General features: G+C 71.9%; 14 protein-coding genes. 9 read left to right on the forward strand and 5 right to left on the reverse strand.

Going from position 1 to position 18,813, the window contains the following annotated elements:
• Nucleotides 1-337 precede the first annotated feature (337 nt).
• Entirely contained in the window at nucleotides 338-613 is a 276-nt protein-coding gene (locus E1265_RS17330) for a type II toxin-antitoxin system prevent-host-death family antitoxin (protein WP_132931214.1), read from the forward strand.
• Entirely contained in the window at nucleotides 610-867 is a 258-nt protein-coding gene (locus tag E1265_RS17335) for a Txe/YoeB family addiction module toxin (RefSeq protein ID WP_132931215.1), read from the forward strand. Before E1265_RS17330 ends, E1265_RS17335 begins: the two co-directional genes overlap by 4 nt.
• A 154-nt stretch (nucleotides 868-1,021) precedes the next feature.
• Here the strand turns inward: E1265_RS17335 and aspS are convergent, their stop codons facing one another.
• A complete protein-coding gene (aspS, locus tag E1265_RS17340) occupies nucleotides 1,022-2,791 on the reverse strand; it encodes an aspartate--tRNA ligase (protein ID WP_132931216.1) in 1,770 nt (589 codons plus the stop codon).
• Nucleotides 2,792-2,928: 137 nt separating this feature from the next.
• On the opposite strand from aspS, the gene E1265_RS17345 reads away from it, so the two are divergent.
• Complete coding sequence (locus E1265_RS17345; protein ID WP_132931217.1) at nucleotides 2,929-5,025, forward strand: SpoIIE family protein phosphatase; 2,097 nt, start codon at nucleotides 2,929-2,931, stop codon at nucleotides 5,023-5,025.
• 26 nt (nucleotides 5,026-5,051) lie between these two features.
• Here the strand turns inward: E1265_RS17345 and E1265_RS17350 are convergent, their stop codons facing one another.
• The 4 genes from E1265_RS17350 to E1265_RS17365 all read right to left on the reverse strand — a co-directional run bounded on the left by E1265_RS17350 (nucleotide 5,052) and on the right by E1265_RS17365 (nucleotide 9,809).
• Nucleotides 5,052-6,212: an FAD-dependent oxidoreductase gene (locus tag E1265_RS17350; protein WP_132931218.1), complete on the reverse strand. Its 1,161-nt coding sequence runs from the start codon at nucleotides 6,210-6,212 to the stop codon at nucleotides 5,052-5,054.
• A 44-nt stretch (nucleotides 6,213-6,256) separates the two neighbouring features.
• A complete protein-coding gene (locus E1265_RS17355; protein ID WP_132931219.1) occupies nucleotides 6,257-8,083 on the reverse strand; it encodes a hypothetical protein in 1,827 nt (608 codons plus the stop codon).
• Between the two features lie 141 nt (nucleotides 8,084-8,224).
• Nucleotides 8,225-9,190: a pirin family protein gene (locus E1265_RS17360; protein WP_132931225.1), complete on the reverse strand. Its 966-nt coding sequence runs from the start codon at nucleotides 9,188-9,190 to the stop codon at nucleotides 8,225-8,227.
• A 118-nt stretch (nucleotides 9,191-9,308) separates the two neighbouring features.
• Nucleotides 9,309-9,809, reverse strand: a complete 501-nt coding sequence (locus E1265_RS17365) for an SseB family protein (protein ID WP_132931220.1) — start codon at nucleotides 9,807-9,809, stop codon at nucleotides 9,309-9,311.
• A gap of 125 nt (nucleotides 9,810-9,934) precedes the next feature.
• Here E1265_RS17365 and E1265_RS17370 point away from each other — a divergent pair, with 125 nt between their 5' ends.
• The 6 genes from E1265_RS17370 (at nucleotide 9,935) to E1265_RS17395 (ending at nucleotide 18,726) form a co-directional block, all read left to right on the forward strand.
• Nucleotides 9,935-11,764, forward strand: coding sequence for an acyl-CoA dehydrogenase (locus E1265_RS17370; RefSeq protein WP_132931221.1), 1,830 nt, complete (start codon nucleotides 9,935-9,937; stop codon nucleotides 11,762-11,764).
• A gap of 185 nt (nucleotides 11,765-11,949) precedes the next feature.
• Nucleotides 11,950-13,569 (forward strand): hypothetical protein, encoded by a 1,620-nt coding sequence (locus E1265_RS17375; protein ID WP_132931222.1) that lies wholly within the window; start codon nucleotides 11,950-11,952, stop codon nucleotides 13,567-13,569.
• A gap of 63 nt (nucleotides 13,570-13,632) precedes the next feature.
• Nucleotides 13,633-14,919, forward strand: a complete 1,287-nt coding sequence (locus E1265_RS17380) for a M18 family aminopeptidase (RefSeq protein ID WP_132931223.1) — start codon at nucleotides 13,633-13,635, stop codon at nucleotides 14,917-14,919.
• 150 nt (nucleotides 14,920-15,069) lie between these two features.
• Nucleotides 15,070-15,897 (forward strand): maleylpyruvate isomerase family mycothiol-dependent enzyme, encoded by an 828-nt coding sequence (locus tag E1265_RS17385; RefSeq protein ID WP_132931224.1) that lies wholly within the window; start codon nucleotides 15,070-15,072, stop codon nucleotides 15,895-15,897.
• 235 nt (nucleotides 15,898-16,132) lie between these two features.
• Complete coding sequence (locus E1265_RS17390) at nucleotides 16,133-17,689, forward strand: protein kinase (protein WP_132931226.1); 1,557 nt, start codon at nucleotides 16,133-16,135, stop codon at nucleotides 17,687-17,689.
• Nucleotides 17,690-17,700: 11 nt separating this feature from the next.
• Nucleotides 17,701-18,726, forward strand: a complete 1,026-nt coding sequence (locus E1265_RS17395) for a phosphotransferase (RefSeq protein WP_243740879.1) — start codon at nucleotides 17,701-17,703, stop codon at nucleotides 18,724-18,726.
• Nucleotides 18,727-18,813: the final 87 nt, after the last annotated feature.

Genomic DNA, 18,813 nt, shown 5'->3' on the forward strand with positions numbered 1-18,813 from the left:
CCAGCGCCGCACCGTGGCACCAGGCCCTTACCCCCGGCCCCAGGGCGTCACCGCCTTGACCCTGGGCGGCCCAGACCGGATGTCCGTCGCCGGCCGCGGCCTGCTCGACGTCACGGAGCCGTGCGAGATCCTCCATACGCCATGCCTACCAGGCGTTCCCTGGGGCCCGCTGTGCCCCGGCCCTCATCGATCAACAGCACACGAGCGCTTCGCGACGACAGCCAGACGTCCTGAAGGTCACGGCCAGTGACGCGCCACGGTACCGTAATTCGGTACCACTACGGTACGATAATGTCGTACCACCTCGTGAGACCGGATGGAAGGGACAGCACAGCGCATGAGCATCAGTGCCAGCGAGGCCAGGAAGAGCCTTTTCCCACTCATCGAACGTGTCAACACGGATCACGACCCGGTACGGATCACCTCCAAGGCAGGGGACGCCGTCCTCATGTCTGCGGACGATTACGACTCCTGGCAGGAGACCGTCTATCTCCTGCGCTCGCCTGCCAACGCTCAGCGGCTCATGGAGGCGATCGCCCGGGACAGGGCGGGCGAGCCCGGAGTCACCAGGACGCTCGACGAGCTTCGAGACATGGCCGGGGGCGAGGCGTGAGGGACGTCAACTTCGGCCCGGCCGGCTGGGACGACTTCCTGTTCTGGCTCGCGTCGGACAGGAAGATGGCCAGGCGGATCACGCGCTTGATCGCGGAAATCCAGCGCACTCCCTTCGAGGGCATCGGAAAGGCCGAGCCTCTCAAAGGCGATCTCACGGGTTACTGGTCACGTCGGATCGATGACGAGCACCGGCTCGTCTATCGAGCCGACGACAAGGAAGTAAAGATCATCAAGGCCCGCTACCACTACTGACGGCCGCCCGCGTCGACGAGCCACCGCCGGAGACGGCGATGGCCCCGCACAGGCCATCTGTCAGGGCCCTGCGGCCGGCGGCCTACGCCGAGCGCGCAGCGGCAGCGCACCGGCCGCAGGCCCGGTCCCGCGGCCTACGCCAAGCGCGCAGCCGTTACCGCTTCCGCAGGGAGATGTGGAGTTCCCGCAGGCGCGCCTCGGTGACCTCGCTCGGGGCGCCCATCAGGAGGTCCTGCGCGTTGCCGTTGAGGGGGAAGGCGATGGTCTCCCGGATGTTGGGCTCGTCGGCCAGCAGCATCACAATGCGGTCGATGCCCGGCGCGATGCCGCCGTGCGGCGGGGCGCCGAAGCGGAAGGCGCGCAGCATGCCGCCGAACTCGCGCTCCACGTCCTCCCGGCTGTAGCCGGCGATCTCGAACGCGCGGTACATGATGTCCGGCTCGTGGTTCCGGATCGCGCCCGAGGACAGTTCGACGCCGTTGCACACGATGTCGTACTGCCAGGCCAGCACGTCGAGCGGGTCCTTGCTGTTCAGCGCCTCGAGGCCACCCTGCGGCATGGAGAACGGGTTGTGCGAGAACTCGACCGCGCCGGTGTCCTCGTTCCGCTCGAACATCGGGAAGTCGACGATCCAGCAGAAGCGGAAGACGTTCTCCTCGAAGTGGCCGGCCCGCTTGGCGGCCTCGACCCGCACCGCGCCCATGATCTTGGAGACCTCGTCGAACTCGCCGGCCCCGAAGAAGATCGAGGTGCCGGCGGTCGCGCCGACCGCGCCGAGCAGCGCCGCGGCGTCGGCCTCGGTGAGGAACTTGGCGATCGGCCCGGTCAGCGTCCGCCCGTCCTCGCCGACCCGCACCCAGGCCAGGCCCTTGGCGCCGAGCGAGATGGCGAAGGCGCCGAGCTGGTCGAAGAACTTGCGCGGCTGGTCGGCGGTGTCCGGCACGGCCAGCGCGCGGACGTGCCTGTCGGCGAACGCCTTGAAGCCGGAGCCGGCGAACACCTCGGAGACGTCGACGAGTTCGAGCCTGGCCCGCAGGTCCGGCTTGTCCGAGCCGTACCTGAGCATCGCCTCGCGGAACGGGATGCGCGTGAACGGGGAGGTGACGTGCCGTCCGCCGCCGAACTCCTCGAACAGCTCGGTCATCACCTTCTCGATGACCGCGAAGACGTCCTCCTGCTCGACGAAGCTCATCTCCATGTCGAGCTGGTAGAACTCGCCGGGCGAACGGTCCGCCCTGGCGTCCTCGTCGCGGAAGCACGGCGCGATCTGGAAGTAGCGGTCGAAGCCGGCGATCATCAGCAGCTGCTTGAACTGCTGCGGCGCCTGCGGCAGCGCGTAGAAGGTGCCCGGGTGCAGCCGGGACGGCACCAGGAAGTCACGCGCGCCCTCCGGCGAGGTGGCCGAGAGGATCGGCGTGGCCAGCTCGGTGAAGCCCTGGTCGGTCATCTTCCGGCGGATGGCCGAGATGACCTGGCTGCGCAGCATGATGTTGCGGTGCATGCGCTCGCGGCGCAGGTCGAGGAAGCGGTACTCCAGGCGGCGCTCCTCGTTGACCCCGTCCTCGGCGTTGATGGTGAACGGGATCTGCTCGGCGCCGCCGAGCACCTCGACCTCGCCGACCTCGATCTCGATGTCTCCGGTGGCCAGCTCGGGGTTGACGTTCTCCGCGCCGCGCCCCACCACGGTGCCGTCCACCCGCAGCACGGTCTCCTTGGCGAGCGAGCTCAGCCGCTCGTTGACCGCGTCGTAGCCGGGCGAGCCGGGGCGGACGACGAGCTGCACGATGCCGTAGTGGTCGCGCAGGTCGACGAAGAGGATGCCACCCAGGTTCCGCCGATTGTGCAGCCAGCCCGACAGCCGGACGTCCTTGCCGATGTCGGTGGCGCGCAGCTCACCGCAGGTGTGGGACCGGTACCGATGCATCGCTCATCCAGGTTGTTAGCCGAGTGTGGGAAACGGCCTCTCAGACTACCGCCGCGTTACGGGGCCGCTCGCCCCGATTCCCCGCCTGCCCGACGCTGAGCGACATAACATGTCAAACCGGAATACGATGGGTCACTGTGCGCACCGAGGACGTGCTGGCCGCCTCCGGGACGGGCATCTGGGTCTGGGACAACGTCCGGGGCGTGGCCGTGCTCGACGCGACCGCGGCCGCGCTCCTCGGCCACACCGCCGAGCCCGCCACCCTGCCGCAGGCCGCCGTCAGGTCCCGGATCCCCATCCACGACTGGATGGAGGTGGAGCGCGTCATCACCATGGAACAGTCCGAGGGCCGGATCGCGGAGTGCGAGTTCCGGGTGGTGGACGAGCGGGGCGAGCCGCTGCGCACCGTGCGCGTCCGGCTGAACCGAATGGAGGGCGAGGGTCTCGCCGGCACCCTGACAGAGGTGCCGGCGACCGGGGGCGGCGAGGGCGACTGGGAGTGGGAGCGGGCGCGGGAGGCGTTCGTGCTGGACGCGGGGCAGGCACTGTCCGAGGCCGGCACCACACAGGAGGTGCTCCGGGTGACGGCGGCCCTGGCCATGCCGGGCTTCGCGCCGGACGGGATCGCGATCTACTCCCGGGAGGGCGACCGGATCTGGATGGCCGAGTACCACGGCACCCCCATCGACACCAGCGGCCTCGGCTTCCCCATGCCCATCGCCGAGCCCTACCCGGCGGCCGAGGCGCTGCGCACCGGGCGCGCGGTCTATGTGAGCACCCCCGAGGAGTACGCCGAGCGCTACCCGCGCTACTGGCCCGTCATCGAGCAGTACGGGCGGGCCTCCTGGGCCTATCTGCCGCTGGTGGTGGCCGGCCGGATCATCGGCTGCTGGCTGGTGGCGTTCACCTACCACGTGGACTTCACGGTCGAGAACCGCGCCATGCTGTCCACGCTGGCGCGGCTGCTCGCCCAGGCGCTCTCCCGCACCTTCCTGCAGGACACCGAGCGTGAGCTGGCCGCCGACCTCCAGCACACCATGCGTCCCGCGGCCCGTCCCGTCGTGCCCGGCATGCAGGTGGCCGCCCGCTACGTGCCCACCGGCGGCGGGCTGCGGGTCGGCGGCGACTGGTACGACGTCATCCCGCTGCCTTCCGGGCGGGTGGCGCTGGTCATCGGGGACGTGCAGGGGCACGACGTGCGGGCGGCGGCCGTGATGGCGCAGCTGCGGATCGCGCTGCGCGCCTACGCCTCGGAGGGCCACCGGCCGGACGCGGTGCTCTCCCGCGCCTCCCGCTTCCTGACCGCGTTGACCAGCGGCGACGCGGAGAACGACGATCCGCGCTTCGCCACCTGCCTGTATCTGGAGGTGGACCCGCCGACCGGCACGCTCGACGTGGCGCGGGCCGGCCACCTGGACCCGGGGATGGTGCTGCCGGACGGCACGCTGCTGACCCGGCCGACGGCCGGCGGACTGCCGCTCGGCGTCAGCGGCGTGGACGCGGTCAGCAGCGACTACCCGACGACCCGGCTCAACCTCCAGCCGGGCGAGATCCTGCTGCTGTGCACGGACGGCCTGGTCGAGACCGGCCACGGCGACCTGGACGCGGGGTGGGCGCGGCTCGGCTCGACGCTGCGCGGCCTCAGCGGGCTGCGCCTGGACGGCCTCGCCGACACGCTGATCGAGTCGGTGCAGGCGATGGCGGTGCGGGTGCCGCCGAGCGCGGTGGCGGCGGCCGCGCCGCTGGCCGAGGGCGACCGGGACGACATCGCGCTGGTGCTGCTGCGCCGCCCGGCGGGCGTCGGCGGGCGCCCGCCGGAACAGGCCGCCAGGGTGCGGCGGGTGGTGCTGTCCGTGGGGCAGTCGGAGCCGGCCAAGATCGCCCAGACGCGGCGCGAGCTCTCCGCGATGCTGCACGAGTGGGAGGACGCGGAGCGGGTGTTCGGTGCGGTGCTGATGCTGTCCGAGCTGCTGGGCAACGTGTTGCGGCACACCGACGGGGACGCGCTGCTGGTCGCCGAGCTGAGCGGCCCGCCGGGCGACCGGCTGCTGCGGGTTGAGGTCAGCGACCCGAGCGACCAGCTGCCGCACCTGCGGGAGCCGGGCGAGCTGGCCTCCTCGGGTCGCGGGCTGCTGCTGATGGACTCGCTGTGCGACTCCTGGGGCTCTGCGCCGCGCGGCATGGGCAAGACCACGTGGTTCGAGCTCCACGAGCGACAACCCGTGGCCCGGTGAGGGCCGGTGAGACCGCGCGGGTCGGGTCAGGGGCGGAAGGCCCGGTGGGCCGCCAGTGTGAACCGGGGGTCGGGGGACGGGCGTTCGTCCGCGAGGTCGGCGGCGACCTCGCCGATCAGCGGGGCGAACTTGGCGCCGTGTCCCGAGCAGGGCGAGCACACCACGAGCGGCCCGACCCGGTCGAGCAGGAAGTCCTCGTTGGGCGTCGACGTGTACAGGCAGGTGGCCTCGTTGAACGGCTCGGGTTCGAGTCCCGGCAGCCAGCGCCGCACGTAGTCGGTGATCCGGGCCCGGGCGGCCGGGTCGACAAGGCCGTCCCTGGTCTCCGCCGTGGTGGCGCGACCCCCCTGGTGCTCGGCGATCTTGCGCGCGTCGCCCGGGCCGCCGTCGCGGCCGCCGGCCAGGCTGTAGACCGAGAGCTCGCCGTCGTGGATCACCACCGGCCAGCTCGCGGACGCGGCCTCGCGGCGCGGGAAGTGGAAGACCTGCTGCTGGGTGACGGTGAGCGTGGGAAGGGGCAGCAGGTCGCCGAGCAGCCCGGCGGTCCAGGCGCCGGCCGCCACCACGACGCGGCGGGCGGTGAGCGGTCCCGCGGGCGTCTCGATCCTCGCCAGGTCCTCGCCCTCGACCACGATCCGGGTGACGGGCGTCTCGGGTCGCACGTCGGCGCCGCGCCGGCGGGCGAGCTCGACGAACGCGGCCACCGCGGCCGCCGCGTCCACGGTGCCGGCGTCCGGCTGGTGCACCACGGTGCCCTCGAACCGCAGCCCCGGCCACCGGCGTTCGGCCTCGGCCGCCGGCATCGTCTCGTGCGCGACGCCGCAGGCGGCGAGCGCGGCCGCCACCGCCTCCGGCTCGTGCCCCGGCCCGTGGTCGAGGCCGCCGGTGATCCGCAACAGCCGGGCGTCCGCGTCCTGTTCGAGCTCGCGCCACAGCTCCATGGCCCGGCCGGTCAGCCGGACGTAGAGCGGGTCGGCGTAGGCGCGGCGCACGATGCGCGCGCTGCCGTGCGAGGAGCCGCGGTCGTGGCCGATCGCGAACCGCTCGAGCAGCGCGACGGACCGGCCGCGCCGGGTGGCGGCCCAGGCGGCGGCCGAGCCCATCAGGCCGGCCCCGACGATCGCGATGTCCACGTCAGCCGGCGGGGCGGTGGACAGGGGGCCGAGGGACTGGTCGTCCGTGGTCATGCCACCGAAGGTACCCGGGGGGTCGGGCGCGCGAGCACGTCAGGTCAGTCCGTGGTCTCCCACGTCTCCCGCTCGTCCACGAAGTTCCTGAGGTGCTCGAAGCGGCCGAAGCGCTCGGGGTCGGCTTCGCCCCACGTCGTGGCGAGGTCCCGGACGAGGGGGGCCTCCTGGTACGCCTGGCCGTGCCCGGCGTCCACGGCGGAGAGGAAGGAGAAGGCGGCGTCGGCGTGGGCGCGGCCCTCCGCGCTGAGCCGGGGGTCGACGCCCTCTGGCAACCTCGTGGTCGACTCCACGAACTCGGACACGGCCGGCGCCACCGGCTCGGTCCGCCCGCCTTCCGAGAGCCCCGGCTGGTAGAAGCCCTCCAGGAGCTCGCGGGCGAAGTCCGGGTCGCTCATCGCGCTGGTCGCCGCCTCCGGGCGCCGCGCGGCGAGCTCCAGCAGCTCGACGTTGCCCTCGCCGAGCCGGGTCGCCTCGCTGGCGTAGGGGTCGTTCTTGGCCAGCCACTCGGATCCGACCGCGGCGTACGCCGCGTTCGTGGCGAGGTCCTGTCCTGGCGTGATCGTCGAGTGGCTCAGCAGGTTGGTGAGGCCGCGGTACTCCGCGTCCCGCTGCTCCTCCTGGAACGTGAAGAGTCCGAGCTCCTCCGCCGTGCGCCCCTGCCCGAGGCCGTACGTCAGGGGCATCAGCGCCTGGGGGACGGTCGGCGGGGCGATGTGCGAGTTCCACTCCTGGCCGCCCACGCCCGGGTTCAGCAGGGTGAGGGCGCCGTCGGCGGTGACGCGCAGGAGCCGCTCGCCGGCCTCCCGCCGGGCGGCCGCCTCCTCCTCCGACGCGGCCCCGCGTTCCCAGTCGACCAGGCCGAGCGCGTTCGGGGTGTCGAGGTAGCGGTAGAACGTGGTCAGGTACGCCTGCTCGGCCCGGGTCAGGTCGCGGGCGGCCTCGGGGCGGCCGGAGCCGCCGTACTCCTGGTAGACGCCGTCGAGGATGCTGGCGACGCCGGTCAGGAAGGGCTCCACCTCCCCGGGGGCCGGCGTGCCGTTCTTCCCGAGGAGTTCGGTGAGCCCCTCGGCGGTGGCGCGGGCCATCCCCTCGTTGATCCACAGGTCCCGCAGCGGCCCGTCGGCTACGGCGTAGTCCGCCTGGTCCAGCTCGCCGGCGAGCTCGATGAGGCGCAGCCGGTACTGGCTGATGGCGTCGTTGATCTCGCCCATGGCCGTGTGGGCGTCGTCGACGGCGTCGTCGAGGTGGCGTTGGCGGATCTCCGGCGCCCAGGACTCGAGCGACGGGACCTGGGGCACCCCGTCGAGGCCGATGACCGGCTGGACCACTCGGGTGCCGTGGCCCGGCAGGGTCACGGGGACCGAGGGCGGGGCCCCGTTCAACGAGACGGGCAGCGCCCGGACGGCCGCGATGGCGGCTTCCACCCACCCGTAGTACTCGTTGCGGGACTCGGCCACGTGGCGGCTGTAGCGCTCGTTCACGCCGTCGGTGCCGTAGACGAGGTCGAAGACCTCGTCCCGGGCGTCCAGGGCGCGGTTCATCGCCCTGACCAGGATGCTGGGGACGCCTTCCAGCTCGTCGGGGCGCAGGTCGCGCTGGGTGTCGCGGATGCGGTAGTCGGCGTCGACGAGCGAGGCGCCGTCGAGGCCGCCGGCCTCGGCGCCGATCGCGTCCGCGCGTTCGGCGAGGTTCTCCGCGGTGGCGCCCTCGGCGGCGGCGCGGGCGTAGACGGCGGCCGTCTCGGCCATGTCGGCGGGGTCGATCTCCCCCGCGAACTGTTCCTGGGTCTCCCAGGGCCGCCAGCCCGATCGTTCGACGTCCGCGACGCTGAACTCGAGGTTCGCGAGGCTGAATCCCACATCGCCCATGTCTCAGTGCCGCCTTTGCCGCAGAAAACGATGGGCGGGACGGTAACCAGGGGTCGGATGGGGGGAGTTGCCGGTCAAGGTCGCGCGATGGACGCTCTGGTGAACATTCCGCGCCGGGTCGGCGGCGGCGCCGCCGACGCCCTACCTGCCGCCCTCGGACATCCCGTGCACGGCCGGGATGGTGCCGAGACGGCCCTTCTGGAAGTCCTCGAAGGCCTGCTGGAGCTCCTCGCGGGTGTTCATGACGAACGGACCGTAGTGGGCCATGGGTTCACGGATCGGCTGCCCGCCGAGGAGGACGACCTCCAGGTCCGGGGTGTGGGAGTCCTGCGTGTCATCCGCGCGGACGGTCAGCGAGGAGCCGGCGCCGAAGACGGCCGTCTGCCCCCGCTGGATCGGCCGCCGCTCGGCGCCGACCGAGCCGCGCCCGGCCAGCACGTACGCGAGGCCGTTGAACTCCTCGCGCCAGGGCAGCGTGACCTCGGCGCCCGGCGCCAGCGTGGCGTGGATCATCGTGATCGGCGTGTGGGTGATGCCGGGGCCCTGGTGGCCGTCGAGCTCGCCGGCGATGACGCGGAGCAGCGCACCGCCGTCGGGGGAGGTGAGGAGCTTGACGTTGCCGCCGCGGATGTCCTGGTAGCGGGGGGCCATCATCTTGTCCCTGGCCGGGAGGTTCACCCACAGCTGGAGGCCGTGGAAGAGGCCGCCGGAGACGACCAGGTGCTCCGGCGGGACCTCGATGTGGAGGAGTCCGGAGCCGGCCGTCATCCACTGGGTGTCGCCGTTGGTGATGGTGCCGCCGCCGCCGTGGCTGTCCTGGTGGTCGAAGACGCCGTCGATGATGTAGGTGACCGTCTCGAAGCCGCGGTGCGGGTGCCAGGGGGTGCCCTTGGGCTCGCCGGGCGCGTACTCCACCTCGCCCATCTGGTCCATCATGATGAACGGGTCGAGGTTGCGGTAGTTGATCCCGGCGAAGGCGCGGCGGACCGGGAAGCCCTCGCCCTCGAAGCCGGTGGGCGCGGTGGACACGGCGCGGACCGGGCGGGCCACGGCGGTCGGCGCGGGCGCGGCGACGCGCGGCAGGGTGAGCGGGTTGTCAACGGTGATCGCTGGCACGACGGACCTCCTCGACGACTGACCTCAGGTTAGTTGAATGCTAAACAGAAGTCGAGGGGTGGTTGCTCCCGCACGGCCCGCCCGCACGGCCGCCAGCCCGCGTACGCGCCTACCCGTACATGCGCCGCATCGTGTAGTCGACCATCTCCTCCACCGACTTGGCGTCCAGCACCAGGCGGTGCTCACCCTCCATGTCCAGCGCGAAGCCGTAGCCGGTGGGCAGCAGGTCGAGCACCTCGCCGCCGGTGACCGTGAAGAAGCGGGACTCCTTGCCGGCGTAGCGGCGCAGCTCCTTGAGCGAGGTGAACAGCGGGATCACCGGCTGCTGGGTGTTGTGCAGGGCCAGGAAGCCCGGGTTCTCGCCGCGCGGGCAGTAGATCTTGGCGCCGAGGAAGATGTCGTGGAACTCCTCGCTCGACATCGCCCCCGAGGTGTAGGCGCGCAGCGCGTCCGCCAGGGACGGCGGCGCGGGCGGCGGGGCGGCGGGCGCGGCAGGCTGCGGCTGCTCGGGGTAGAGCTGCTGCCCGCCGTACCCCGCGAGCGGCTGCTGCTGGACCCCGTAGGGCTGCTGCTGGCCCGCGTAGGCGGACTGGTTGTCGTAGCCGTACATGAGTGGAAAGCCTACTGACTCACACTTGACTGGTTTCCGCTTGCTTCTTATTACCCGTGGGTAGCATCATTGGTGGTTACCTGCCGGTAAGAGCCTTTCTCCCACCACATACGGAGTCGTTCGCCATGGGGCACTACAAGTCGAATCTCCGCGACATCGAGTTCAACCTGTTCGAGGTCCTGGGCCGCGGCGCCGTCTACGGCACGGGCCCCTTCGCCGAAACCGACCCCGAGACCGCCAGGGACATGCTCTCCGAGATCGCGCGCCTGGCCGAGAACGAGCTGGCCGCCTCCTACGAGGACGGCGACCGCAACCCGCCCGTCTTCGACCCGGCCACCCACACCGCGCCGGTGCCGGCGTCGTTCCGGAAGAGCTATGACGCCTACATGGACGCCGAGTGGTGGCGGATGAGCATCGGCGAGGAGCTGGGCGGCCTCACCGCGCCGCGCTCCCTCGTCTGGGCCGCCGGGGAGAACGTGCTGGGCTCCAACCCGGCCATCTGGATGTACGGCTCGGGCCCCACCTTCGGCCGGGTCCTCTACGACGAGGCCACTGAGGAGCAGCGCAAGATCGCGCAGCTGATGGTGGACAGGCGGTGGGCCTCCACCATGGTGCTCACCGAGCCGGACGCCGGCTCCGACGTGGGCGCCGGCCGGGCCAAGGCCGTCCGGCAGGAGGACGGCAGCTGGCACATCGAGGGCGTGAAGCGGTTCATCACCTCCGGCGAGCACGACCTCTCGGAGAACATCATCCACTTCGTCCTCGCCCGCCCCGAGGGCCACGGCCCCGGCACCAAGGGCCTCTCCCTCTTCGTCGTCCCCAAGTTCCACTTCGACTGGGACAGCGGCGAGCTCGGCGAGCGCAACGGCGTCTACGCCACCAACGTCGAGCACAAGATGGGCCTGAAGATCTCCAACACCTGCGAGCTCACCTTCGGCCAGCACGGCGCCCCGGCCAAGGGCTGGCTGCTCGGCGAGAAGCACGACGGCATCCGCCAGATGTTCAAGATCATCGAGTTCGCGCGGATGATGGTCGGCACCAAGGCCATCGCCACCCTCTCCACCGGCTACCTCAACGCGCTGGCCTACGCCAAGGAGCGCGTCCAGGGCGCCGACCTCACCCAGTTCGCCGACAAGACCGCGCCCCGCGTCACCATCACCCACCACCCCGACGTGCGCCGCTCGCTGATGACGCAGAAGGCGTACGCCGAGGGCATGCGCTCCCTGGTGCTCTACACGGCGAGCGTGCAGGACGCCATCCTCGTCAAGCAGCACGCCGGCGAGGACGCGAGCGCCGACGAGGCGATCAACGACCTGCTGCTGCCGATCGTCAAGGGCTACGGCTCCGAGCGGTCCTACGAGCAGCTGGCGCACTCCCTCCAGACCCTCGGCGGCTCCGGCTACCTCCAGGACTACCCGCTGGAGCAGTACATCAGGGACGCCAAGATCGACACCCTCTACGAGGGCACCACCGCCATCCAGGGCCAGGACTTCTTCTTCCGCAAGATCGTCCGCAACCAGGGTGTGGCGCTGACCGCGATCGCCGAGGAGATCAAGAAGTTCCTCGCCGACGCGCCGGGACAGGAGGAGCTGGCCGCCGCCCGCGACCAGCTCGGCCGCGCGGTGGGCGACCTGGAGGCCCTGGTCGGCGTGCTGCTGACCGACCTGGCCGCCACCGAGAAGGACGTCCGCTCCCTCTACAAGGTCGGCCTCAACACCACCGCCTTCCTGATGGCCGCGGGCGACGTCATCGTCGGCTACCTGCTGCTGCGCGGCGCGGCCGTGGCCGCCGCCAAGCTGCCGACCGCCTCCGCCAAGGACCAGCCCTTCTACGCGGGCAAGATCGCCGCGGCCCGCCACTTCGCGACCACCGTCCTCCCGGGCGTGGCCGTGGCCCGCGCCACCGCCGAGGCCACCGACCTCTCCCTGATGGACCTCGACGAGGCCGCCTTCTAGGCCCTCCAACCACCCGAGCCACCGGCCCCCGGCACTCCCACGCCGCCGGGGGCCGGCTTCGTGTCCGGCGTCGGGGTCTGCGCGGGTGAGCCTCAAGTTGCGCTCAGAAAAGATCACTTGGCGTGGACAGCCGAGGGCTGACTGCCTAACGTTCAGCCAGCAAATCCGCAAACGGAGGTGGCCGGATGGATGGGCTGACGTTCACCCGGGACGAGGTCGAGGCGGCGGCCAGGGTCGCGCCCTGGCGGCTGCAGCGGGAGTTCTCCGCGGAGATCAACCCCGAGGACATGGGCGAGACCGCCCGGGTGTACCAGCGGGCCGCCGGCGAGGCGTCGACAACCCAGGACCTGGCCGAGGCGGCCACCGAGATCGCCGAGGAGTCGGGCGGCCAGGACGGCCGGACCGTGGTGGACGGCGCGGATCGCGACGCGCGGACGGCCACCGAACTCTCCGACGGCGGTGAGGAAATGGAGCAGGTCTCCCGCTACCTCACCCAGGCCATGGAGGTGGCCACCAACACCGAGCGCGAGGTGCGCTCGATGATCGAGAACTACCTCGACCCGCGCCTTGCCGAGCACCTCGCCGCGGCCCAGGCCGAGTACGTGAACCGGACCAACGGCCACTACTACGTGGGCGGCGAGCGGGTGACCGTCGAGTACACCGACGAGAGCCGCCCGAACGACCCCCAGCTCGCCTCGGAGATCAGGGGCAAGTACCTGCGGATGGCGGCCGACGACGCCGAGTACGCGCACGGCTCCATCAGCCGCGACATCGAGGACTACCGCGGCCTGCTCACCCGGTACGGGAAGGACCTCGACGACCTGGGGTACGACCTCACCGCCGGGCCGCTCGACCTGTGGACCAGCCCGCAGATGGCCAGGTACGCGGCCGATTCGCTCAAGGAGGCCCTGGCTCTCGGCGGCGACCCGGCAAGGCTTGAGTTCTACACCCGAACCCTGTTCTCCATGGTCAAGGACGTCTTGGAGAACGTCGCCACCGCCGGGCCACGGCAGTTGAGCGACGCCGAGGGCCGCTACCTGGACGAGTTCCTGGCCACGCTGGGACCGGACGGCCTCGCCGCGCTGGGAAACGTCGTCGAGGAGCATGGGGAGGGCGCGCTCCAAGTGGGGCGAGCCCACGCGGCGGTTGGCAACGGCGTGATGATGATGCTCAACCACGACATTCGGGTGCCGGATCCGGACGCCCCTCGCATCCAGGACGCCCACCGCGCCATATCGCCGTACCTCAGCCAGCTCGAGGGGCCGTTGTTCGAGAACGACCCGGACTCCGACGCGTTCCGGGAGGGGTTGGAGAAGTACAACGGCTTCGGCAACCTCGTCGAGCGCTCCTCCGTGCCGGCCGACGACGGCAACAGCCGGCGACTGGCCTTCTCCGCGCTCGACGTCCAGGAGCGAACGAGCCAGCAGTACGAGCCCGACGAGTTCCTGTGGTTCGACTTCGAGCCCGACAACGTGGTCGAGAACACCGGCAGCGCCAAGATGCTGGCCAGCGCGGGCGAGAACCGGGCCACCGCGATGGACCTGCTCAAAGACCCGAACTTCACCCAGCAGATGTTCGATCGACAGTGGGAGAACAGCAGCGGCGTCGCCCGGTTCATCGAGCAGGGCATCTACGCCGAGGACTCCAGCCTCGAGAACCGCGTCCTCTCCCAACCGACAGTGGACAACGTGCTCGCCGCGGCTGACGAGGCCGGGGACCGCGTCCAGGGCACAGGACCGCAGGACGAGTACGGCCACGTCGACCACACCGCGCTGCGGGACCTGCTGGACAGCCTGCGGGAATGAGATACCGGCGACAATGCGGGACGAGACCGGGCCAGGCGGGCGGCGGCTCCGTATCCTGAAGAAATGAGCGCTCCGTTCGACCTGGCCCACACCGACGACCTCATGGGGTTCCTCGCGGCCTCGCCCTCCCCGTACCACGCGGTGGCGAACGCCGCGCTGCGCCTGGAGAAGGCCGGGTTCCGGCAGGTCGAGGAGACCGCGGCCTGGGACGGCACCGCCGGCGGGCGCTACGTGCAGCGCGCCGGGGCGCTGATCGCCTGGTACGTGCCGGAGCGCGCCACCCCGGCCTCGCCGTTCCGGATCCTCGGCGCGCACACCGACTCGCCCAACCTCCGGATCAAACCGATCCCCGACACCGGCCGGGCCGGCTGGAAGCAGCTGGCCGTCGAGATCTACGGCGGCACCCTGCTCAACACCTGGCTCGACCGCGACCTCGGCCTCTCCGGACGGCTTACGCTGCGCGACGGCCGCGCCGTGCTGGTGAACGTCGACCGGCCGCTGCTGCGCGTCCCGCAGCTCGCCGTGCACCTGGACCGCTCGGTCAACGACGGGCTGAAGCTGGACCGGCAGCGGCACATGACGCCGCTGTGGGGCATCGGCCGGCCGCTCGAGGGCGAGCTGATCGAGTTCCTGGCCGCCGAGGCCGGCCTGCCGGCCGCCGAGGTCGTCGCCTGGGACCTCATGACGCACAGCGTCGAGCCGCCCGCCTACCTCGGCAAGGACCGCGAACTGCTGGCCGGCCCCCGTCTTGACAACCTGGTCTCGGTACACGCCGGCACCGCCGCGCTCACCGCCGTCGCCGGCACCGAGGGCCTCGGACACATCCCGGTGCTCGCCGCCTTCGACCACGAGGAGAACGGCTCGGTCTCCGACACCGGCGCGGAGGGACCGCTGCTCGGCACGGTGCTCGAGCGCTCGGTCCACGCGCGTGGCGGCGACGTCGAGGACCGCGCCAGGGCGCTGGCCGGCTCGTTCTGCCTCTCCTCCGACACCGGGCACGCCGTCCACCCCAACTACGAGGAGCGGCACGACCCCGGCCACCACCCGATGGCCGGCGCCGGCCCCATGCTCAAGACCAACGTCAACCAGCGCTACGCCACCGATGGCAGGGGCCGGGCGGTGTTCGCGGCGGCCTGCGAGCGCGCCGGCGTGCCCTGGCAGACGTTCGTCTCGCACAACGCCGTCCCCTGCGGCACCACCATCGGCCCGATCACCGCCGCCCGGCACGGCATCGCCACGGTGGACGTCGGGGTGGCGATCCTCTCCATGCACTCGGCGCGCGAACTCTGCGCGGCCGTCGATCCCTATCTGCTGGCCAACGCCATGGCCGCCTTCCTCGCGGGGGCGTGAGGCGCGAGGCGGGAGCCCCCTAGGATTCGTCCTACGGAAAGCATTCACCGGCTGCCCCCGCGCAGCGTAACGTGTGAACACCCAAGCCCGCTTCCGCCGAAGCCCGCCAAGCCCGCCAAGAGCAGCGACGAAACCGCCACGAGGGGTCCCGTGACCGTGCCGCACCCGAGCCTTCAGCCGTATATCGATGCCTGGACCCAATCCATCGAGGCGATATCCGAGCTCGTCTCATCGCTCGTGGACGGCGAGTGGAACCGGCCGACGGAATGCCCGGGTTGGTCGGTGCGGGACGTCGTCTCGCACGTGATCGGCGGCGAGTGCGAGGCGCTCGGCGACCCCCGGCCGATCCACACGCTGCCGCGCGACCTGTTCCACGTGGTCGACGAGACGACACGCTACCTGGAGGTCCAGGTGGACGTGCGCCGGCACCACACGGGTCCCGAGATGACCAGCGAGCTCGAGTACGTCATCATCCGCCGCTCCCGGCAGCTGCGGAACGAGCGCCGCAAGCCGGACGACCTCATCACGCACCCGCTGCACGGGCAGATCCCGCTGGCCGACTTCCTCACCGCGCGGGTCTTCAACGTCTGGATCCACGAGCAGGATTTGCGCCGCGCGCTCCGGCAGCCGGGGAACATCAACTCGCCGGCCGCGCACATCGCGCGGGACGTGATGTTGAACAAGCTGCCGAAGGTGGTCGCGGAGCACGCGGGCGCGCCGAAGAAGTCGGCGGTGGTCTTCGACGTGAGCGGACCGGTCGAGTTCCTGCGCACCGTGCGGGTCGACGAGGACGGCGTCGGCTCGGTGGACCGCAGCCCGTCGCTCGGCCCGATCGTGACCTTCACCATGGACTGGGAGACGTTCACGCGCCTGGTGTGCGGGCGGACCAAGGCGAAGCGGGTGGCCGACCGGCTGAAGGTCGAGGGCGACTCGGAGTTGGCGGAGCGCATCCTGGCGAGCTTCCCGCTGGCGCACTGAGCCGGGCCCGCTCGACCCGACCGTGACACGCCGCGAACACGCGCGCACGGTTCGTAACACCCTTCACGCGATGTCGACATGACCACCCAACTTGTCATCGCGCCCCCGGAGCGGGTTTGATGGCTGGGCGATCCAGCGATTACGGCGAGGACTGATGGCACAGGATCATGGCGCCGCGGATTCCGGCGACGGAAACCCCGAGGCCGCCGGCAACGAGGTGCCCGATACGCCGGAGATGTGGGGCAACAACGGGCTGGTCGGCGACGGCCGGTACCGGCTCACCCACCGGCTCGGCAGAGGCGGCATGGCGGAGGTCTTCGCCGCCGAGGACCTGCGGCTCGGCCGCACCGTGGCGGTCAAGCTGCTGCGCGCCGACCTCGCCGAGGACCCGGTCTCCAAGGCCCGGTTCACCCGCGAGGCACAGTCGGTCGCCGGGCTCAACCACCACGCGGTGGTGGCCGTCTACGACTCCGGCGAGGAGGTCGTCGGCGGCAGCGTGACGCCCTACATGGTGATGGAGCTCGTCCAGGGCCGCACCATCAGGGAGCTGCTGATCGACGCCGAGGCGCCGTCCGTCAACCAGGCGCTGGTCATCGTCTCCGGCGTGCTCGAGGCCCTGGCCTACAGCCACCAGCACGGCATCGTGCACCGGGACATCAAGCCCGCCAACGTGATCATCACGGACTCCGGCGCGGTCAAGGTGATGGACTTCGGCATCGCCCGCGCGCTGCACGGCGCCGCCCAGACCATGACGCAGACCGGCATGGTGATGGGCACCCCCCAGTACCTCTCCCCGGAGCAGGCGCTCGGCAAGACCGTCGACACCCGCTCCGACCTGTACGCGGTCGGCTGCCTGCTGTACGAGCTGCTGGCGCTGCGGCCGCCGTTCGTCGGCGAGACCCCGCTCTCCGTCGTGTACCAGCATGTGCAGGACACCCCGCGGCTGCCGTCCGAGGTGTCGAGCACCACCCCGCCCGAGCTCGACGGCCTGGTGATGCGGGCGCTCACCAAGGACCCGGACGACCGCTTCCAGTCCGCCGAAGAGATGCGCGGCATGATCCAGTACGCGCTGCGGATGCTGGAGGAGCACGGCGGCCACACCGGCGGCCTGTGGAACACCGGCTCGATCACCGGCGGCGCCACCCCGCCCATGGGCACCCGGGCGTCGCGCGGCGGCGTCGAGGCGCCGACCGGCCAGCTCACCGCGCCCATGCTGCTCGGCAACCCGGAGGCGGGCCGCGCAGAGCCGCCCCGCCGGGGCGGTGGGCGCCGGGGCCGGCTGCTGCTCGTGGCACTGGCCGCCGTGGTCGCCATCGGCACCGGCGTGCTGGTCGCGGCCAACGTGGGCGGCGGCGAGCAGGAGGACCCGAACAGCGACCCCACGCCGACGGTAACCGAGGAGGAGCCGGAGCAGTCGCCGGACGAGAGCCCGTCCGCCTCCGAGGAGGAGGCGGAAGAGGACGAGGACACCGGCGACTCCTACTACCCGAGCGACTCCACCGGCGGCTGGACCGACGACACCGGGACCGTGGAGCCGACCGACCCCGACACCGTCGAGCCGACCACCCCGGACACCGAGGAGCCGACCGGCGAGCCGACCACGCCCACCACGCCTCCGGACGAGACGGACGGCGGCACCACGGAGGGCGACGATGGCGGCGAGACGGACGAGGGAGCCGACGAGGGCACCACCACGGACCCGGGCACCAACGTCGGTGGCGCCGACGTGGGGGGTGCCGAGGGCGCGACGGGTACCGCCACGGGCGCCGACCCCGCCGGTGGCACCGCCTGAGAACCTGAGACGTGAGGCGCTTGGAGGAGCGCACCCTCGCCGAACTGGTGCGCCGCTATGACACGGGCCGCCCGCTGGAGTGCGCGCCGCTGACCGAGGGCCTGCTCAACCACGGCTACCGGCTGGCGACCACCCGCGGGGTCTTCTTCCTCAAACACCATCTGGACGGGGACCCGGAGGACATAGCACCGCTGCTCCGCCAGCACCGCGCCACCGCGGCGCTCGCGGAGCTCGAACTGCCGGTCGCGCCGCCGCTCGCGGACCGCGACGGGCGGACCGTCGTCGTGCACCGGGACCGCTGCTACGCGCTGCACCCCTGGATCGAGGGCCGCCACCGGGACGGCGGCCAGCTCAGCCGGGCCCAGAGCCGCCGGCTCGGCGCGCTGCTCGGGCGTGTGCACCGGGCGCTCGAACTCGTCATATGGCGCGCGCCCAGGCCCCGCGCCGCCTGCCGGGGCGCGGCGGCGCCGGCCGAAACGGACGCCGTCATCGACCAGCTGCTCGGCCGGGTCAGGGCCAGGCCCCGGCGCACCGGCTTCGACGAGCTGGCCGAGCACCGCCTGCTCGAGCGCCGCGTCCTGCTGCGCGCCCACGCCCACCTGCGGCCCGGGCCCGCCGAGGTCCCCGCGGAGGGGTGGGTGCACGGGGACTTCCACCCGCTCAACCTGCTCTACCGGGCCGAGGGCCCCGTGGAGCCGGTGGCGATCGTCGACTGGGACCGGCTCGACGTCCAACCGCGCGCGGAGGAGGCGGTGCGCGCCGCGGCCATCTTCTTCCTGCGGCCGGACGGCAGCCTGGCGCTGCCGAAGGTCCGCGCCTACGCGCGCGCCTACCGCGCGGCGACGGGCGCCTCGCCGGCGGAGCTGGCGGCGGCCGTGCACCGGGTGTGGTGGGAGCGGCTGAACGACTTCTGGATGCTGCGGTGGCACTACGAGCGGCGCGACCAGCGAGCGGACCCGCAGTTCGCGGCGGCCGCCGCGCTCGTCGTCTGGTGGACGACGCACGCACCGGCGGTGCGCGACGCGTTCTGTGACTAGCCCCTGCCGGGGCCAGCGGCTCGAAGGGACGCCGGCCCCGGACGCCCTCCGGTGCGAGCGTTCCCCACTCACCGCGAGGTCACGGCC

It is taken from the genome of Streptomyces sp. 8K308 (genome assembly GCF_004348315.1).
GTDB lineage: Bacteria > Actinomycetota > Actinomycetes > Streptomycetales > Streptomycetaceae > Streptomyces.

Bases quoted from the DNA above. Each gene is read 5' to 3' on its own strand.
- E1265_RS17330 (WP_132931214.1), top strand. From the start codon at position 338: ATGAGCATCAGTGCCAGCGAGGCCAGGAAGAGCCTTTTCCCACTCATC.
- aspS (WP_132931216.1), bottom strand. From the start codon at position 2,791: ATGCATCGGTACCGGTCCCACACCTGCGGTGAGCTGCGCGCCACCGAC.
- E1265_RS17350 (WP_132931218.1), bottom strand. From the start codon at position 6,212: ATGACCACGGACGACCAGTCCCTCGGCCCCCTGTCCACCGCCCCGCCG.
- E1265_RS17355 (WP_132931219.1), bottom strand. From the start codon at position 8,083: ATGGGCGATGTGGGATTCAGCCTCGCGAACCTCGAGTTCAGCGTCGCG.
- E1265_RS17365 (WP_132931220.1), bottom strand. From the start codon at position 9,809: ATGTACGGCTACGACAACCAGTCCGCCTACGCGGGCCAGCAGCAGCCC.
- E1265_RS17370 (WP_132931221.1), top strand. From the start codon at position 9,935: ATGGGGCACTACAAGTCGAATCTCCGCGACATCGAGTTCAACCTGTTC.
- E1265_RS17375 (WP_132931222.1), top strand. From the start codon at position 11,950: ATGGATGGGCTGACGTTCACCCGGGACGAGGTCGAGGCGGCGGCCAGG.
- E1265_RS17380 (WP_132931223.1), top strand. From the start codon at position 13,633: ATGAGCGCTCCGTTCGACCTGGCCCACACCGACGACCTCATGGGGTTC.
- E1265_RS17390 (WP_132931226.1), top strand. From the start codon at position 16,133: ATGTGGGGCAACAACGGGCTGGTCGGCGACGGCCGGTACCGGCTCACC.